We start from the raw sequence: 16,429 nt of genomic DNA on the forward strand, positions 1-16,429 counted from the left end.
TGGGAGTGTCGAGATGAGTGCCGACGAAAAAAGAATCCGCGAATTTGCATATCAGATATGGGAATCGGAAGGGAAGCCTGTTGGGCATGAACAACGCCATTGGGAAATGGCACGCAAACTGGCAGAAGCCGAAGCACTGGCTCCGGATAAAACCAGTGCCAGCAAAGCCAACAAGCCCAAGCTGCCCAAGGTAGACACAGCGCCCAAGACTGCGCCTTCCAAACCGGCCGCCAAGGCAGCACCGGCAACCAGGCCGGCAGCAGCACCCAAGCCAAAACCCGCTGCAAAACCCAAATCCACCCCTGCCCAGGCAGAGCAACCGCCCAAGCCTGCGGCGAAGAAACCACGCAAGCCACCGACAACCTGAAACCCTACAGGTCCAGTACCTGCCCACTGCCGCAGATGTCGCGCCAGATCGAGACGTGACCTGCGGCAACTCCGGCATCTCTCTTCAGCAGTATTGAAGCTGTCAGGTTTCGATAGCGGTTTCGGCTGCCCGCAAAGTCATCATCGAGTCAGGAAGGAATCATGAATACAAAGTCCAAAACCGTGAAAAGCGATACTTCGACGACTCACGAAACACCGGCCGGCTCGACCTCACGCATTCGTGAAGGGCTGCCCTTCCCCCTCGGCGCCAGTTGGGACGGTCTGGGGGTCAACTTTGCGTTGTTCTCCGCCAACGCGACCAAGGTAGAACTGTGCCTGTTCGACTCCAGCGGCGAGGTGGAGCTGGAGCGTATCGAGCTGCCGGAGTACACCGATGAAATCTTTCACGGCTACCTTCCCGACGCACATCCCGGCCTGATATACGGCTACAGGGTCTATGGCCCTTACGACCCGAAGAATGGCCATCGCTTCAACCACAACAAACTGCTCATCGACCCCTATGCCAAACAACTGGTCGGCGAATTGAAATGGTCGGAAGCCTTGTTCGGCTACACCATTGGCCACCCGGATGGCGACCTGAGTTTCGATGAGCGTGACAGCGCGCCTTTCGTGCCCAAGAGCAAAGTCATCGACCCGGCCTACACCTGGGGCCGCGACCAACGGGTCGGTACGCCGTGGGACAAGACCATTCTCTATGAAACCCACGTACGCGGTTTCACCATGCGCCACCCTGCCGTACCGGAAGAATTGCGCGGCACCTTTTCCGGGCTGATGGTCGAGGAAGTCATCGATCACGTGCGCAAGCTGGGTGTGACTGCGGTCGAGCTTCTGCCGGTGCATGCCTTCGTCAATGACCAGCACCTGCTGCAAAAAGGCATGACCAACTACTGGGGCTACAACAGCATCGCCTTCTTCGCCCCGGACCCGCGATACCTGGCACACGGCAAGATCGCCGAGTTCAAGGAAATGATCGCCCACATGCACCATGCAGGGCTGGAGGTGATTCTCGATGTGGTCTACAACCACACCGCAGAAGGCAACGAGCTGGGGCCGACCCTGTCCATGCGCGGCATCGACAACGCCTCGTATTACCGGTTGATGCCGGACGACAAGCGTTTCTATATCAACGATTCAGGCACAGGCAACACGCTGGACCTGAGCCATCCTTGCGTCTTGCAGATGGTCACAGACTCCTTGCGCTACTGGGCGTCGGAGATGCATGTCGACGGTTTCCGTTTCGACCTTGCGACCATTCTGGGCCGCTACCACGACGGTTTCGATGAGCGCCACAGCTTCCTGGTTGCCTGTCGCCAGGACCCGGTCCTGCGTCAGGTCAAACTCATAGCCGAGCCCTGGGACTGCGGCCCCGGCGGTTATCAGGTGGGTGGCTTCCCGCCGGGCTGGATGGAGTGGAACGACAAGTTCCGCGACACCGTGCGGGCCTTCTGGAAAGGCGACGACAATCAACTTGCCGACTTCGCCGGGCGCATGACCGCCTCGGGCAACATGTTCAATCAGCGCGGACGTCGCCCTCAGGCCTCGGTGAATTTCATCACCGCCCACGACGGCTTCACCCTGCATGACCTGGTGTCCTACAACGACAAGCACAACGAAGCCAACGACGAGAACAATCAGGACGGCAGCAATAACAACCTGTCCTGGAACCACGGCGTTGAAGGCCCGACGGACAACCCTGAAATCAACCAGTTGCGCCTGCGCCAGATGCGCAACTTCTTCGCCACTCTGCTGCTGGCCCAGGGCACGCCGATGATGGTCGCCGGCGACGAGTTCGCCCGAACCCAGCACGGCAACAACAATGCCTACTGCCAGGACAGCGAGATCGGCTGGGTCAACTGGGACCTGGATTCCGATGGCAAGGCCCTGCTCAAGTTCGTCAAGCGTGTGATCAAGCTGCGCCAGAGCTATCCGATCCTGCGCCGCAGTCGCTTCCTGGTGGGTGACTACAACGAGGAAATCGGGGTCAAGGATGTCACCTGGCTGGCGCCGGACGGCAATGAAATGAGCGTCGAACAATGGCATGACAGCAACGCCCGCTGCCTGGGCATGCTGATGGATGGCCGCGCCCAGGAAACCGGTATTCGTCGCCCCGGTGCCGATGCCACCCTGCTGCTGGTGGTCAACGCTCACCATGAAGGTGTGGACTTCACCTTCCCGCAGGTCCCCGAAGGCACGCACTTCACCTGCCTGATCGATACCAATCAGGAGGACTTGCGCAGCAAGGAGCAGTTCGACTTCGGCTCCCGCTATACCGTGACGCCACGCTCACTGCTGCTGTTCGAGCTGCAACGTGAAGATCAGTCATGACTCAGGCACTCAAGGAGTTTCTCGACTGGCGCAGGCACGGCTATGCCGATACGCAGGCGCTGGGCGAGTGCCTGCGGGCATTGGTGAACGAAGGTCTTGATCGTCTGCCGATGCCCGCCAGTGGCAGGACCCTGGAGCGCTGGCATGCGCTGGCTGGTGTAGCCGCTCATGATCTGGGGTTGTGCAAACTCTACGAAGGCCATACCGATGCCCTGGCGATCATGCAGGAACTGGGTGCCGAGCCGCCCGGGACCGGCACGACCTGGGGCATGTGGGCTGCCGAGCCGCCCAACGCCAGGGTCAACCTCAGCGGCAAGGCCGATTCGCTGCACCTTGATGGACGCAAGGCCTGGTGTTCGGGCGCTGCGGTATTGAGCCACGCCCTGATCACCGCCTGGGATGAGGACAATCGTCAGCAACTGGTTGCCGTTGCTCTCGATCAACCCGGCATTCATATCGCGGCCGCCGGATGGCGCGCCGTCGGCATGGGAGCAACGGGCAGTATCGACGTTCAATTCGAGCATGCCAGGGTATCGCTGGTCGGCACGCCCGGTGCGTACCTGTCACGTCCAGGCTTCTGGCAGGGAGGCATCGGCATTGCGGCTTGCTGGTATGGCGCTTCGGGCGCACTGGCGCAGCGGCTTTTATCACAGGCCGGCAAGGAAGAACCCCATGCCCTCGCCCATCTGGGTGCGGTGGATGTGGCTTTGTACAGTGCCGGTCAGCTTCTTAAGGCAGCAGCTGCAAGCCTGGATCGGGCACCTGCCGAGCATGCCGAACAACTGGCCCGACGTTGTCGTGCCCATGTCGAAAACACCGCCGAACAGGTCATCCATCATGTAGGGCGGGCGCTGGGGGCAACGCCTTACTGCAAGGACGCCCATTTCGCCCGCCTGATGGCCGACCTCCCGGTCTTCCTGCGCCAGAGCCACGCCGAGAAAGACCTGGCAGTGCTGGGGCAACTGGCAGGCAAGACATTGAACAGCCCATGGGGTGCAGCCTGGTAGCCATGAAGAAAAAACTGATTGCCGGTCGCGGCACCAGCCTCAAAGCCTGGAATGCCTCACAGAAACTGGCCGCAGTACCCGTCATCAGTGCCGATCTGCTGGTACCGCCCCACTCACGGGCCGTCATTGTCGCGCCTCACCCGGATGATGAAGTCCTGGGATGCGGTGGCCTGATGTGCCAGTTGGCGCAACTGGAGCGGAGCCTGAAACTGCTGTCGGTCACCGACGGCAGTGCCAGCCATCCCGGCTCGCAACTGTGGCCCATAGAGCGCCTGAGCGTGATCCGTCCTCAGGAAAGCGCCGAAGCCTTGCGCCGTCTCGACATGCCGCTGCATCGCCTGCAATGGATTCGTGGCGGCTTCCCTGACGGTGCTGTCGCCATTCAGGAGGAAAAACTGGAGAAGTTCATCGAGCGCTATCTGTTGCCAACCGATGTGGTGTTCACCACCTGGGCCGAAGATGGTCATCCCGATCATGAGGCGGTCGGTCGGGCCTGCGCACGGGCCTGCGCCACGGTCGGCGCCAGACTAAACGAAGTACCGGTCTGGGCCTGGCACTGGGCAAGCCCCGAGGATGACCGCCTGCCCTGGGAGCGCGCCCGCAAGGTCTTGCTTGACCCCATGACCATTGCCCGCAAGCGTCATGCGGCCCATGCCTTTGCCAGCCAGTTGCAGGGCGACCCGGACATCGGTCTTTCGCCGATATTGCCTGCCGGGATTCTTGAACGATTGCTGCAACCTTTCGAGGTGGTTTTCATATGAGTGTCACGGAGCAGTATTTCGATGAGATTTTCAGGGACAACAACGACCCCTGGGCTTTCAAGCAGCGCTGGTATGAGCGCCGCAAGCGCGCCCTGACACTCGCCGCCCTGCCCCGCGAGCGCTATACCACGATTTTCGAGCCCGGTTGCGCCAATGGCGAACTGAGCGCCGAACTGGCCGGGCGGTGCGAGCATTTATTGTGTTGTGATACCTCAAGCCTGGCCGTGGACCTTGCCCGTGAGCGCCTGGCACCTTTCAAGCACGCACGTGTACTGCATGCCCGTCTCCCGCAACAGTGGCCCGAAGGTCAGTTCGATCTGATCGTGCTCAGCGAACTGGGCTATTACCTCGACCTCGAAGACCTGCATCAATGGATCGACTGCGCGCTGGCCTCGCTCAAATCCTGCGGCCAGTTACTGGCCTGCCACTGGCGGCCCGAAATCAAGGACTGCCCTCTGGATGCCAAGCGGGTTCATCAGGCTCTGGATGAGCGTCTGAAGATGCATCGCCTGTTCAGCCATCACGAAGATGACTTTCTGCTGGATCTCTGGAGTCACGATCCAGCCTCAGTGGCCACACAGGAAAATCTCCGTTGATAGGTATTCTGATCCCGGTACACAACGAAGAAAAACTGCTCGGAGCCTGCCTTGAAAGCCTGCTCCAGGCCAGCAGGCACCCGGGCCTGAATGGTGAGCAGGTCACCATTCTGGTGGTTCTGGATAGCTGCACCGATCACTCGGCCGATATCGCACTGGAGCACGGCGTCATCACCCTGGATGTGGCTGCACGCAATGTCGGACAGGCACGCGCGGCAGGCGCAGGCTATCTGCTGGAAAAAGGCGCCCGCTGGCTGGCCAGCACCGATGGCGACAGCAACGTGGCGGCCGACTGGCTGGTGGAACAACTGGCACTGGATGCCGATGCCGTCTGCGGCACCATCACACTCCCCGTGCATGAAAATGGCCTGTCAGCCGCCGTGCAGACGATGTTTGAACAGCACTATCAGCATCGCGACGGACATCGGCACATTCATGGTGCCAACCTGGGCGTGAGTGCTGCGGCCTATTTGCGGGCCGGGGGATTTCCGTTGCTGGCCTGTCATGAAGATGTTCATCTTGTCCGGCAACTGGAACTCAGCGGTGCCCGCATCGCCTGGAGTTGCAGGCCACGGGTCACCACCAGCACCCGCTTCGACCCGAGGGCCAGCGGAGGCTTTGGCGATTATCTGAAGTCGCTGGCAGAGGGCAGCAGAGAATCGGGCCATTGATGATGGGCCGTCTGCATCCCGGAACGATCCGCGTCGGATGAGCCCAGCGTACTGCTGAAAAACCGCACCGCTTCGGCACTGAGGTTGCGATGGATATCTTCGCGATCCACGCCTTCACGATCGGTGCACAACAGCGGCATGGTTGCGCGCTGCTCATCGCTGCACGGTGCCATGAACACGAAGTGCCCGGCACCCGCCAGCAGCTTGTAATCCGAGACTTGCGGCAGTTTGCGGGCCAGTGCCTCGGCATTCTTGTCGATGGGCAGCAACTGATCATCATCCCCGGCATACATCAGCACCGGCACATGCACATCACTCAGGGTGTGACGACCGAACATCAGGCTCAGTGGTGCCATGAGCATCAGCGCACCCACTCGCGGATCGGCCTGGGCATGCAGGTCATCCCGGTCAGCCACCAGTTCACCCTGAGTCTTGCAGGCATCACGATCGTCGGGGCGCTCCACGCAATACTGGCGCAGGCGCTTGAGATCGGGCTGGGCTCCGGCCAGTATCAACGCGGTTTCTCCACCAGCCGAATAACCGATCACACCGACCTGACGGGCATTGAGATAAGGCGACAGCATGGGGTCAAGCAAAGCTGCGCTGATGGCTTCGGAAATCTGCAGCGGACGACCGTAAAGGTTGCTCAGGCTGCCAAGACGGCTGTGATCGCGATAGTTATCGCCGGGATGCATCACGGCCACCACCACAAAACCCTGACGGGCCAGAGACGTCGCAAGATCGTGCAGTGCCAGCGGATTACCAGTGTTGCCGTGGGACAACAGGAGCAAGGGGAAGCGCCCCATGGCAATCGGTGCATCTTCACCGGCTTCGACCCGGTAGCCCTGCAGCACGCTCACCTGCTCCGACCCCGTGGACGGGTAGAAGGCAAAAGCCTGCATCAGTTGCGAGTCCAGAGGGTCGGGAAAGCTCAGCTCATGAAAGCCGGCGCTCCACTCCTCATCTGCCTGCGCCTGCACTGAAATCAGGCCATTGAGCAGAATAACCAGCATCGCTGCACAAAGACGTACCATTTGAAGACTCATCCTTTGTAGTCCCGAATATTCCATTTCTGCGCCGATATCGAGCTTCATGCCCCGGCCACCCGGCTCTCACAGAAAATGAGAGTCTTTAAACAATAAATAGTGCATAAGCCGGGCCAGACTATTTTATCGGACGTCTGTGTTCCGACTGAGGGCCATGTTACTGCCGGACAGGTCCGCTTACCTGTAAGGAAGCTGTCAAGGTTTCAGGTTGCGGCGTATAGACAGCAAAAACCCGACAGCCCGACACAAATCAATGCGCCGGGCTGTCGGGTTCAAAAGCAGAAGTCGTGGCGATCAGGCCGCTGCGAACAGGCCCTCTTCAATGTGCTGTTGTGCGGCACTCAAGGCATTGGCGCGAGGCTCCTCGCCATAAGCCAGGCCATGGGCGCGTACGAATTGCAGATCGGTCACACCGATGAATGCGAACAGGGCCTTGAGCAGCTCTTCATGACCGACGCCGGTTGGCTGGCCGACATGCAAACCACCGGAGGTGGAAACGACGATGATTTTCTTGCCGGCGCACAGGCCTTCGGGGCCAGCCTCGCTGTAGCGGAAAGTGCGACCGGCAACGGTGATCCGGTCGATCCAGGCCTTGAGCTGGCTGGGAATGGTGAAGTTGTACATCGGTGCGCCCAGAATCAACACATCCGCGGCCAGAAACTCCTGCAAGATCGCCTCGTTTGCATCCACTTCCTGCTGTTGTGCGGCATCACGGCTTTCAGCCGGAGTGCCTGCAGCAGCCAGAGTGCCAGCCGAGAAATGGCTCAGGGCATCGCTGGCCAGGTCGCGGTAGATCACCTGGCTATCGGCATTGATGGCCTGATAAGCCTGGACAACGCTACGGCTGAGCTGACGTGAAGCGGAATGGTCGCCAAGAATGCTGGAATCGATGTGCAGAACGGTCATAACGGACTTCCCTAATGAGAATCGCCATCGGGCGATCAATGGAAATAATCCTATATCCATCACCTAAAAACGATTAGTCGGCAAAAACATGATGATTCGTTCCATTTATAGAACAGTTGGCCTCCAGTCAGCATGCAACGACCTGAAGGTTTCATCAAAAGCATCCAGCAGGCCTCTGACTGCTGGCAGCAGACCACGGCGCGAGGCAAAGACCGCATGAACGATTCCATACTTGGGCGGGTTCTCGGCAAACAGCTCAACCAGACGGCCATCATGCAACGCGTCACGCACCAGCAACTCAGGAAGCACGACAACGCCCACCCCATGCAGTGCCGTCTGCAACAGCGTATCGAAGTCAGAACTGACCAGCCTGGGCGTATGCCGCACCTCGACATACTGCTCAGGCCCGACAGTCAATTGCCAACTGTGTTCGTGGGTCGCTGACGGCAGATCCAGGCTGGGTAAGGCTGCAAGTTCCGCAAAGACCGGCCTGGCAGATAACTGGCGGGCCAGTGCAGGATGCGCAACCAGCCGATGGGCACCGTGTCCGAATATCTTGACCACCAGCCCATCATCCTCCAGTGGCGCAGAACGAACACGCAAGGCGATATCGATATTCTCCGCCAGCGGGTCTACACGCCGGTTGGAGCTTTCAAGATGAACATGAACCTTGGGATGGGCCACCATGAACCGGGCAACGGTTTCGCTGACGCCCATAGAGGCCAGCCCCGGCGGGCAACTGATGGTCACTCGCCCCTGAGGTTCAGCCCTGGAGCGCGCAATGGCTTCTTCGGCCGCCTCGGCTTCGACCATCATCGCGACACAGTGGCCGTAGTAATCACGACCGCTTTCGGTGACGGCAAACTTGCGTGTGGAGCGCTGAATCAGTCTGACCCCAAGGCGCTCTTCAAGCCCTGCCACACGGCGACTGAGCTTGGATTTGGGAATACCCAGCTTGCGACTGGCCGCCGCAAACCCCTGGCACTCGACCACCTGAACGAAATAGAACAGATCATTGAGATCAAACACCGCGCAACCCTCGCATTCTGAGTGGCGATTATGGCAGCGCTACGGGGGGCGGGACAGCATGACTCATTCGCCAGTCAGAAATGCCAGCACGGGCTGCGTGAACAACTCCCCCGCTTCGACGTTCGACAGATGCGCCGCATGCAGCTCGATCATCTGCGCGCCCTGAATACGCTCGATCATGAAGCGCCCGTCCGCTGGTGTGGTCACGGCATCATGAGTGCCACACACCACCAGAACCGGCAGGTTGATGGAGGCAATCCGGTCACGGAAATCGGCATCGCGCACGGCGGCGCAGTTGGCGGCATAACCTTGGGGCGAGGTCTGCGCCAGCATGCCAACGATGCGTTCGACTTTTGCAGGCTCGGCCACAGCGAAATCAGGCGTGAACCAGCGCGCAATCGAAGCATCCCTAAGCGCGACCATGGCGTCCTCGCCATCGCGCAGTACGGTTTCGATGCGCGGGTTCCACACTTCAGGCGTGCCGATCTTCGAGGCGGTGTTGCACAGCACCACCCGCTCAAGACGCTCGGGGGCATTGAGCGCCAGCCATTGGCCGATCAGCCCGCCCATGGACAGGCCGCAGAAATAAACCTTGTCGATGTGCAACGCATCCAGCAGCGCCAGCACATCACGGCCATTGCGCTCGATACTGTAAGGGCCTTCGCTGACCAGCGAACGACCATGGCCGCGAGTGTCGTAGCGCAATACGCGAAAATGCCGGGTAAATGCCGGAACCTGCTCATCCCACATGTGCAAGTCAGTGCCCAGAGAGTTGGACAACACCAGCACCGGCGCATCGGCCGGCCCTTCCAGCAGATAATTGAGCTCACCTTCAGCGAGTTGCACGGCAGACATTCCAGGCTCCTGACAGACAAAAGATGCACAGTAGACACAGACGCACGGTCAAACAATCCGCTCGGGAGTTATTCGTGCGACTATCGAACAATTTAGAAAGGGAGACTGCCGAAACCATGCAAAACGAAGAGATCGCTCGTTTCTGCCTGAGCTTGCCGGGCGCCCGTGAAGACTACAAATGGGGCGGCATGCACGTGTTTTCCGTTGCCGAGAAGAAGATGTTCGCAGTCATAGACCTTGCAGGCCAGGGCCTGTCGTTCAAGGTCAACCCGGACCTGTTCCTGGGCTATGTGGATCGTCCGGGGATTCGCCCGGCACCTTATCTGGCCAGGGCCTACTGGATCAGTGTCCAGCAACCCCATGCCTTGAGCGACGAAGAAATCAGGGACTTGCTGACCCGCTCCCATCAACTGGTGGTCAGTAAACTACCGAAGCGCCTGCAAGTAGCGCTCAAACTGTGAAAACCAGGGTTTGAACCAGCCACTGTCGAGAAACAGCTGATCGATCCAGAACAACTGATGCCCCAGCACGATCAGCCAGAACACCAGCTGGAAAGACACCTTGCGCGTCTTGTGCCGGAACACCTGCTGGCCCAGCAAAGCACCGGGCCAGCCACCCAACAGTTCAGTCAGGTGCAGAACGTTCTCGGGAGTACGCCAACCGCCATTACCGGCCTGACGCTTGTCATGCCGGTAAAGCAGAAATGCCAGCAGGCTGACGAGCACATAAGCCGCAAGCACCAGAGGCATGCCTGACTTGAACCAGGAAATGCCTGCGCCATAGGCAGGCATCACACACAACAGCGCAAGGATACACACCTTGAGATTCAGCCCCTGAACCGGCGCCCTGCCCCGGTTCGGTTTCTGAGTCGATGAACGCTGCCGTGGCAAGGTCATCCCTTGGCCGCAGCCCAGTCGATCCAGCCAAACTGCCATGTGGCAAGGATCAGCAGGCCAAAGACGATGCGATACCAGGCGAACACGGCATAGCTGTGGGTGGCGATGAACTTGAGCAGGCCGCGCACGGCGATCATGGCGAAGATGAACGAGACAACGAAACCTACCGCGAACACTGCAAAATCTTCGGGGCGGAACAGCTCACGGTACTTGTAGCCCGAATACACGGCAGCACCGACCATGGTCGGCATGGCCAGGAAGAACGAGAACTCGGTCGCGGCCTTGCGCGAGAGACCGAACAGCAGGCCACCGATAATGGTCGAGCCCGAGCGTGAAGTCCCTGGAATCATTGCCAGACACTGCGCGCAGCCCACTTTCAAGGCATCACGCCAGGTCATGTCGTCGACTGTTTCGGCACGTACCACATGCTGGCGACGCTCGGCCCAGAGCATGATCACGCCGCCAATCACCAGAGCAGTCGCGACGGTGATGGGGTTGAACAGATAGTGGTGAATCAGGTCGGCAAAAATCACCCCCAACACCACCGCCGGCAGGAAAGCGATCAACAGGTTGATGGTGAAACGCTGCGCCTGTTGCTGTTTGGGCAGGCCAACGACCACGTCGATGATCTTGCGCCGAAACTCCCAGACCACGGCCAGAATGGCGCCGAGCTGGATGATGATATTGAACGCCATGGCCCGTTCGCCACCAAAGCCGATCAAGTCGGCGACGATGATCTGATGCCCCGTACTGGAAATCGGCAGAAACTCCGTCAGCCCCTCGACAATACCCAATATCAACGCCTGAGTGGCGGTCCAAAGATCCATCATTCCCCCATAAAGCGCTGCCAGTGGCTCGCTCATTCGTGTTGTTTTGCAAAAAGGTTGTAACTATGGGCACCCGAACCTGAACAATTCTTGAAGAGGATGCGTAAAAGCGCCGAGATGCTAGCAGACCTGCGCAGGTAAAGCCTCACGCGACTTGTCGATGAGGCTCCCTGTCTTGCACAGAAGCGCTTACAATCGCGCGCCCACTCATCTCGACCACTCTCAGGGAGCCGCCATGTCCGGACTTGAACTCTTCGCTGCCGCCCTCGGCGTGATAGCAGTCTGGCTTACAGTGAAGCAGAACCCCTGGTGCTGGCCAATAGGCCTGGTGATGGTGGTGATCTATATCTGGATCTTCTTCGACGTAAAGCTCTACTCGGACATGCTGCTGCAAGTGATCTACGCCGGCCTGCAGGTGTATGGCTGGCTGCAATGGACCCGCCACGGCAATGGCCTGCCGGTACGGGCGGTCACGGTTCTGCCGGGGGCTCCGGTCTTGAGCGGCCTGGCAATAGGCGCTGTGATCGGCCTGGTGCTCGGTGCTTTCATGGCTCACCTGACCGATGCTGCGCAGCCCTGGCTCGATGCGGCACTCACCGGCTTCAGCCTCGTGGCTCAGGTGTGGATGGCGCAAAAGCGGCTCCAGTGCTGGCCCTTGTGGATCGTGCTGGACGTCATCTTCGTCGGCCTTTTCGTTTACAAAGGGTTGTACCTGACCGCGGCGCTGTATGGGCTCTTTACCCTGCTGGCCGTAAAAGGCTGGCGTGAATGGCGCAACGATCTGGCGCTGGCGCGATGAAAACCCTGGTCCTGGCAGGTCCCGAATCCAGCGGCAAAAGCTGGTTGTCCGGCGAAATCCACAAGCATTTCGGCGGTCTGGTGGTGGGCGAGTACGTGCGCCATTTCATCGAGCAGCAAGGTCGCGACACTGTCTACAGCGATATCCCCGACATTGCCCAAGGCCAACTGGCCTGGGAGGACACGGCCCGCGCTACCGCCCCGCCGCTGCTGATTCTCGACACCCATCTGCTGAGCAATATGCTCTGGAGCAAGACCTTGTTCGGTGATTGCCCGCTGTGGATCGAGCAGCAATTGCTCAACAGGCACTATGACCTGCATCTGCTGCTTTCTCCCGAAGGCGTCGACTGGATCAGTGACGGACAGCGCTGCCAGCCGCAACTGAGCGAGCGTCAGGCATTCTTCGAGGACAGTCGACAATGGCTGGAACGCCATGGACAGAACTATCAGGTTGTCGGAGGTAACTGGGAGGCACGCCGCGAGCAGGCACTGGAGGCCGTCACGCAGCTACTGGCTGACTCAGCGGATTTGATGCTTGTGCAGCAGCCGGTAGAAAGTCGGCCGCGAAATACCTAAAACCTTGGCCGCAACGCTGAGGTTGTCACTGTGGCGAGTCAATACATCGCACAACGCCTGACGCTCGGCCCGTGACTTGTAGTCATCCAGCGTCCCCATGCTGCTGACAATGTCTTCTTCACCGAGCAGCCCCAGATCCGCCGCTTCGATCTGCCGCCCTTCGGCCAGCACCAAACCGCGCCGCACCCGGTTGGCCAGTTCCCGAACATTGCCGGGCCAGTCATGCTTGCCCATGGCGATCAACGCGTCCTGACTGAAGTTGCGGACGCGTCGACCGGTTTCCTGACTGTAGAAATGCGCAAAATGGTTGGCCAGCATGGCCAGATCTCCGTGCCGCTCCCGAAGTGGCGCCGTACCGACCTGCAGGACATTGAGGCGATAGTACAGATCTTCTCGAAAACGCTTCTTGCGAATGGCCGTTTCAAGGTCCAAATGGGTCGCGGCCAATACCCGGACATCCACAGGGATGGCCTCGTTGCCGCCGAAGCGCTCGATATGCCGGTCCTGTAACAGGCGCAACAGATGGGCCTGGGTTTCCAGTGGCAGATCACCGATATCGTCCAGAAACAGCGTCCCGCCATTGGCCGCCTCGATGCGACCGATCTTGCGCTCGAGAGCACCATTGAATGCACCTTTCTCATAGCCAAACAGCTCGGTGTGCAACAGATGCTCGGCAATGGCTCCGCAATTGACCGCAACAAACGGCTTGTTCCGGCGCTGCGACTGCATGTGCAGGGTACGCGCCACCAGTTCCTTGCCTGTGCCACGTTCGCCGCGGATCAATACCGGCGACTCGGTAGGTGCCAGCTTGCCCAGCAGCCGACGCAGCTCCCGGATAGGACGACTCTCGCCCAGCATCTCGTGATCGCCGCTGGACACCTGGTTAGCACCCTGCGCACGCAGACGCGCCATGCCATAAGCCCGTCCGAGAGTGACCTGCATGCGAGCCACATCGAAAGGCAAGGTATGAAAATCGAAGAACCATTCGCAGACAAAATCGCCGATTTTCTCGCGCCGCAAATCATTGGGTGCAAGCACGGCGATCCATTGTGTGTTGCTGCGGGTAATCAGCTCCTTGACCACTTCGGGGTGCTCGAAATGCTCAGGCATGAGACGAATCAGACCAACATCGCAACGCTGGTTGAGCGCCGCTTCCAGCGTATTACTGTCCACCGCCCATCCGGCAGCCTGCAAGACAGGGATCAACTGATGACAATCATCACTGGGGTCAACAATCAATAAACGTCGTGTTTGGGCCGCTTCATGCATAGTAGATTCCCTTGGCGCCCGACATGGAGTGGAGTTATTAAAATCTTTTTATAAACAGTAAGTTGACGAGCCCGAATGTTACGTTAGCAAATATTTGACACCCCCTTGTACCGTTTAAATATATCGGTCATAACGAAAAGTAATTAAACAGGCTGTAACGTTTTGAGCGTCAGAAAATTCTGCCGGTCATTGAACCGAACACCGTAAAAGTTGCCTCAGATCAAGCCGAATACGGCACGGATGTAAAAAAATTGAAAATATCCGGCAAGCGGTGTGACTCACCCCACCCTGTTCGGCATCAACACAGGTAACCAGCCGAACGGTAAAGCCCGCCGACGTGCCTGGACTGATATGGGCATTTTGAGGAATTGAAAATGAACGCCCCACTGCGCTTCAACGATGCACTTCTGATCGCTGGAAACGCCTTTGCACCTTTCCAGTGTGTTGCCTGGGCAGCCCAGGCCGGAAGCGGAGAACTGAGCCTTACAGTGATCGACCGCACCTGCGCACGTATCGGTCATAAACAGATCCCGAGCAGCGCTTACTCCGACCCAGCGCAACTTGCCAGTGTTCTGAAAGAAGCTCGTGAAGAAATCAGCAATGAAGGTTACAGCCTTCAGCCGTGGACCATGCCGGCCTGATAGGGTGATCCCTATCGCGAATGAATTCGCTCCTTGCGCTTGCTGCGGAGTGAATTTGTTCGCGAGACGTCATTGAAGGCGATACATTTTCTTCGGATGTACGAACCCTTCGCGAATGAATTCGCTCCTACGGAAATTTCATTCAATTCATGATGTTGCGTTTTATTCGCGAAGCTCTTCAATATGCCGGTAATCGGCACCCAGTCTGTTAGCCAGCTCCCGCGCCCGGCCAAGCCGGATCGGCCCTTTCTCGATATCGATCAACAAACTCTCGCAGTCGAAACCTGAACACGGCGGTATGTGCTTGATCCGGCCATCGGTGAGGATCAGCACACGCAAATGTTCGGCGGGATAACGCTGGTGTCGCATTTTCAACCAGTCTTTTGCCTGCTCGATGGCTGCGAACAACGGCGTTCCGCCACCAGCTCCCAGCGCATCCAGCCAAGGGCGTAATGCCGCCGAAGCCTTGAGGCCTTGATGTTTCCACTGGGGAACATTGCCGCTGGCAGTCAGCAGCGCCAGTCTGGCACGACGACGATAGGCCTCGTCGAAGACCTGAGCCAGCACACCCTTGGCCTGACTCAACGCCTGATGACGACGTGTCGAAGCCGAGGCATCGACGATCACCAGCAACAACTCGGTCGATCGACTGCTGCGAGGCTGGCGCACCAGATCGTGGCGACTTTGCGGGCGACCGCGCAACAGCGTGGGCAGCCAGGCAATCGCGCCATCAACACCGGAACGCGCTGCACCATGACGCCCGGAAGTCAGCCTGCCAGGACGGGGACTGGCATCCGCCCCCTTTGCCGAACGAGGGCGGATGCCTAGGGCTTTTTTGGCCAGCTCGGCACTTCGCGGCGCGCACCGGTGGGCACTGGCCGGGCAGGTAATTCACCCCAGTTGCCCTGCCCGTTCTGAGGCTGAGGTTCCTGAGGTGTAGCCTGGCTGGGCGCTGGCGGCTCGGGATTCTGTGCCGAGGGCGCCGGATCGCGACGCCGATGACGCAAGGCAAACTCGGCCACCGCGTCGATATCCTGCTCTTCGATCTCACTGGCACCACGCCATGCAGCATGGGCTCGCGCAGCACGCAGCCAGACCAGATCGGCGCGCATGCCATCGACACCAGCCGCAAAACAGCGCTCCGTCACAAGCCCCAGCGAACGATCATCAAGCTCGATGGCTGGCAACAGCGCACGGGCCTGCTCGCAACGTTGCTGCAAAGCCTGCTGCTGACCTTGCCACGCCAGACAAAAAGCCTGGGGGTCGGCATCGAAATCCAGACGACGGCGGATGATCTGGCTGCGCTCGGTCGGCAACGTCTGCCCACTCAGGGCCACATTCAAACCGAAACGGTCCAGCAGTTGCGGACGCAACTCGCCCTCTTCTGGGTTCATGGTGCCGATCAGTACGAAACGCGCCGCATGACGGTGGGAAATGCCGTCGCGCTCCACCAGATTGGTGCCACTGGCGGCGACATCCAGCAGCAGATCTACCAGATGATCGGCCAGCAGATTGACCTCATCCACATACAGCACGCCACCGTCTGCCTTGGCCAGCACGCCAGGGGAAAACTGCGCCCGACCTTCGGACAGCGCCGCATCCAGATCCAGGGTGCCGACCAGCCGCTCTTCGGTAGCGCCCAACGGCAAGGTGACAAACTGACCGCTGGCCAGCAAGTCCGCCAGCCCACGGGCCAGGGTCGACTTGGCCATGCCACGCGGTCCTTCGATCAGCACACCGCCGATTTTCGGGTCGATGGCCGTCAGGCACAGCGCCAGCTTCAAGTCATCGGCGCCGACCACTGCTGCCAGGGGAAAATGCGGGGTATCGGTCATGCTT

Annotated in this window: 19 protein-coding genes; 10 read left to right on the top strand and 9 right to left on the bottom strand. The window is 59.4% G+C overall.

The genetic code is table 11. From position 1 onward, the window contains the following. The first annotated feature begins 13 nt into the window (after positions 1-13). The 6 genes from K5D32_RS14720 (at position 14) to K5D32_RS14745 (ending at position 5,747) form a co-directional block, all read left to right on the top strand. Entirely contained in the window at positions 14-367 is a 354-nt protein-coding gene (locus K5D32_RS14720) for a DUF2934 domain-containing protein (protein WP_221577366.1), read from the top strand. A gap of 161 nt (positions 368-528) precedes the next feature. Then, a complete protein-coding gene (glgX, locus tag K5D32_RS14725; protein WP_260407395.1) occupies positions 529-2,712 on the top strand; it encodes a glycogen debranching protein GlgX in 2,184 nt (727 codons plus the stop codon). Next, a complete protein-coding gene (locus tag K5D32_RS14730; protein ID WP_221600757.1) occupies positions 2,709-3,719 on the top strand; it encodes an acyl-CoA dehydrogenase family protein in 1,011 nt (336 codons plus the stop codon). Before glgX ends, K5D32_RS14730 begins: the two co-directional genes overlap by 4 nt. Before the next feature lie 2 nt (positions 3,720-3,721). Then, the gene (locus tag K5D32_RS14735) at positions 3,722-4,480 is read left to right on the top strand and encodes a PIG-L deacetylase family protein (protein ID WP_221577426.1); all 759 of its coding nucleotides are present in this window, start codon (positions 3,722-3,724) and stop codon (positions 4,478-4,480) included. Continuing rightward, positions 4,477-5,076, top strand: a complete 600-nt coding sequence (locus tag K5D32_RS14740; RefSeq protein WP_221593709.1) for an SAM-dependent methyltransferase — start codon at positions 4,477-4,479, stop codon at positions 5,074-5,076. The genes K5D32_RS14735 and K5D32_RS14740 overlap by 4 nt, the downstream gene beginning before the upstream one ends. After that, the gene (locus tag K5D32_RS14745; protein ID WP_221577363.1) at positions 5,073-5,747 is read left to right on the top strand and encodes a glycosyltransferase family 2 protein; all 675 of its coding nucleotides are present in this window, start codon (positions 5,073-5,075) and stop codon (positions 5,745-5,747) included. Before K5D32_RS14740 ends, K5D32_RS14745 begins: the two co-directional genes overlap by 4 nt. On the opposite strand, the gene K5D32_RS14750 is transcribed toward K5D32_RS14745, so the two are convergent. The 4 genes from K5D32_RS14750 to pcaD all read right to left on the bottom strand — a co-directional run bounded on the left by K5D32_RS14750 (position 5,702) and on the right by pcaD (position 9,583). Then, on the bottom strand, positions 5,702-6,781 hold the full coding sequence (locus tag K5D32_RS14750) for an alpha/beta fold hydrolase (RefSeq protein WP_221577425.1): 1,080 nt from the start codon (positions 6,779-6,781) through the stop codon (positions 5,702-5,704). The genes K5D32_RS14745 and K5D32_RS14750 overlap by 46 nt on opposite strands. A 306-nt stretch (positions 6,782-7,087) precedes the next feature. Further along, positions 7,088-7,699: an FMN-dependent NADH-azoreductase gene (locus tag K5D32_RS14755; RefSeq protein ID WP_221577362.1), complete on the bottom strand. Its 612-nt coding sequence runs from the start codon at positions 7,697-7,699 to the stop codon at positions 7,088-7,090. A gap of 105 nt (positions 7,700-7,804) precedes the next feature. Next, a complete protein-coding gene (locus K5D32_RS14760; RefSeq protein WP_221600759.1) occupies positions 7,805-8,728 on the bottom strand; it encodes a LysR substrate-binding domain-containing protein in 924 nt (307 codons plus the stop codon). 63 nt (positions 8,729-8,791) lie between these two features. Next, a complete protein-coding gene (pcaD, locus tag K5D32_RS14765; protein ID WP_221600761.1) occupies positions 8,792-9,583 on the bottom strand; it encodes a 3-oxoadipate enol-lactonase in 792 nt (263 codons plus the stop codon). 116 nt (positions 9,584-9,699) lie between these two features. Here pcaD and K5D32_RS14770 point away from each other — a divergent pair, with 116 nt between their 5' ends. Continuing rightward, entirely contained in the window at positions 9,700-10,044 is a 345-nt protein-coding gene (locus tag K5D32_RS14770; protein ID WP_221593707.1) for an MmcQ/YjbR family DNA-binding protein, read from the top strand. Here K5D32_RS14770 and K5D32_RS14775 read toward each other — a convergent pair. Both K5D32_RS14775 and K5D32_RS14780 read right to left on the bottom strand, forming a co-directional pair. Then, entirely contained in the window at positions 10,009-10,473 is a 465-nt protein-coding gene (locus K5D32_RS14775; RefSeq protein WP_374107898.1) for a DUF1294 domain-containing protein, read from the bottom strand. The two genes, K5D32_RS14770 and K5D32_RS14775, sit on opposite strands and share 36 nt — an antisense overlap. 2 nt (positions 10,474-10,475) lie before the next feature. After that, positions 10,476-11,306 carry an undecaprenyl-diphosphate phosphatase gene (locus K5D32_RS14780; RefSeq protein WP_221577358.1) on the bottom strand — a complete coding sequence of 277 codons (831 nt, stop codon included), beginning with the start codon at positions 11,304-11,306 and terminating at the stop codon, positions 10,476-10,478. A gap of 235 nt (positions 11,307-11,541) precedes the next feature. On the opposite strand from K5D32_RS14780, the gene pnuC reads away from it, so the two are divergent. Together pnuC and K5D32_RS14790 are read left to right on the top strand one after the other, a co-directional pair. Continuing rightward, positions 11,542-12,105, top strand: a complete 564-nt coding sequence (gene pnuC, locus K5D32_RS14785; RefSeq protein ID WP_221600763.1) for a nicotinamide riboside transporter PnuC — start codon at positions 11,542-11,544, stop codon at positions 12,103-12,105. Continuing rightward, positions 12,102-12,680: an AAA family ATPase gene (locus K5D32_RS14790; protein WP_221600765.1), complete on the top strand. Its 579-nt coding sequence runs from the start codon at positions 12,102-12,104 to the stop codon at positions 12,678-12,680. Before pnuC ends, K5D32_RS14790 begins: the two co-directional genes overlap by 4 nt. Here K5D32_RS14790 and K5D32_RS14795 read toward each other — a convergent pair. Next, positions 12,624-13,949 carry a sigma-54 dependent transcriptional regulator gene (locus K5D32_RS14795; protein WP_221577355.1) on the bottom strand — a complete coding sequence of 442 codons (1,326 nt, stop codon included), beginning with the start codon at positions 13,947-13,949 and terminating at the stop codon, positions 12,624-12,626. The genes K5D32_RS14790 and K5D32_RS14795 overlap by 57 nt on opposite strands. A gap of 374 nt (positions 13,950-14,323) precedes the next feature. Here K5D32_RS14795 and K5D32_RS14800 point away from each other — a divergent pair, with 374 nt between their 5' ends. Next, positions 14,324-14,590: a hypothetical protein gene (locus tag K5D32_RS14800; protein WP_025259885.1), complete on the top strand. Its 267-nt coding sequence runs from the start codon at positions 14,324-14,326 to the stop codon at positions 14,588-14,590. Between the two features lie 162 nt (positions 14,591-14,752). Here the strand turns inward: K5D32_RS14800 and K5D32_RS14805 are convergent, their stop codons facing one another. Then, a complete protein-coding gene (locus K5D32_RS14805; RefSeq protein ID WP_221600795.1) occupies positions 14,753-15,361 on the bottom strand; it encodes a VWA domain-containing protein in 609 nt (202 codons plus the stop codon). A 53-nt stretch (positions 15,362-15,414) separates the two neighbouring features. Beyond that, on the bottom strand, positions 15,415-16,425 hold the full coding sequence (locus K5D32_RS14810) for an ATP-binding protein (protein ID WP_221577422.1): 1,011 nt from the start codon (positions 16,423-16,425) through the stop codon (positions 15,415-15,417). Positions 16,426-16,429: the final 4 nt, after the last annotated feature.

This window comes from Pseudomonas cichorii, assembly GCF_019719005.1.
GTDB classification, from domain to species: Bacteria; Pseudomonadota; Gammaproteobacteria; order Pseudomonadales; family Pseudomonadaceae; genus Aquipseudomonas; species Aquipseudomonas cichorii_E.

Excerpts from the sequence above, each read along its gene's own strand:
- K5D32_RS14720 (WP_221577366.1), top strand. The coding sequence starts at position 14 with ATGAGTGCCGACGAAAAAAGAATCCGCGAATTTGCATATCAGATATGG.
- glgX (WP_260407395.1), top strand. The coding sequence starts at position 529 with ATGAATACAAAGTCCAAAACCGTGAAAAGCGATACTTCGACGACTCAC.
- K5D32_RS14730 (WP_221600757.1), top strand. The coding sequence starts at position 2,709 with ATGACTCAGGCACTCAAGGAGTTTCTCGACTGGCGCAGGCACGGCTAT.
- K5D32_RS14735 (WP_221577426.1), top strand. The coding sequence starts at position 3,722 with ATGAAGAAAAAACTGATTGCCGGTCGCGGCACCAGCCTCAAAGCCTGG.
- K5D32_RS14740 (WP_221593709.1), top strand. The coding sequence starts at position 4,477 with ATGAGTGTCACGGAGCAGTATTTCGATGAGATTTTCAGGGACAACAAC.
- K5D32_RS14750 (WP_221577425.1), bottom strand. The coding sequence starts at position 6,781 with ATGGTACGTCTTTGTGCAGCGATGCTGGTTATTCTGCTCAATGGCCTG.
- K5D32_RS14755 (WP_221577362.1), bottom strand. The coding sequence starts at position 7,699 with ATGACCGTTCTGCACATCGATTCCAGCATTCTTGGCGACCATTCCGCT.
- pcaD (WP_221600761.1), bottom strand. The coding sequence starts at position 9,583 with ATGTCTGCCGTGCAACTCGCTGAAGGTGAGCTCAATTATCTGCTGGAA.
- K5D32_RS14770 (WP_221593707.1), top strand. The coding sequence starts at position 9,700 with ATGCAAAACGAAGAGATCGCTCGTTTCTGCCTGAGCTTGCCGGGCGCC.
- K5D32_RS14780 (WP_221577358.1), bottom strand. The coding sequence starts at position 11,306 with ATGGATCTTTGGACCGCCACTCAGGCGTTGATATTGGGTATTGTCGAG.
- pnuC (WP_221600763.1), top strand. The coding sequence starts at position 11,542 with ATGTCCGGACTTGAACTCTTCGCTGCCGCCCTCGGCGTGATAGCAGTC.
- K5D32_RS14790 (WP_221600765.1), top strand. The coding sequence starts at position 12,102 with ATGAAAACCCTGGTCCTGGCAGGTCCCGAATCCAGCGGCAAAAGCTGG.
- K5D32_RS14795 (WP_221577355.1), bottom strand. The coding sequence starts at position 13,949 with ATGCATGAAGCGGCCCAAACACGACGTTTATTGATTGTTGACCCCAGT.
- K5D32_RS14800 (WP_025259885.1), top strand. The coding sequence starts at position 14,324 with ATGAACGCCCCACTGCGCTTCAACGATGCACTTCTGATCGCTGGAAAC.
- K5D32_RS14810 (WP_221577422.1), bottom strand. The coding sequence starts at position 16,425 with ATGACCGATACCCCGCATTTTCCCCTGGCAGCAGTGGTCGGCGCCGAT.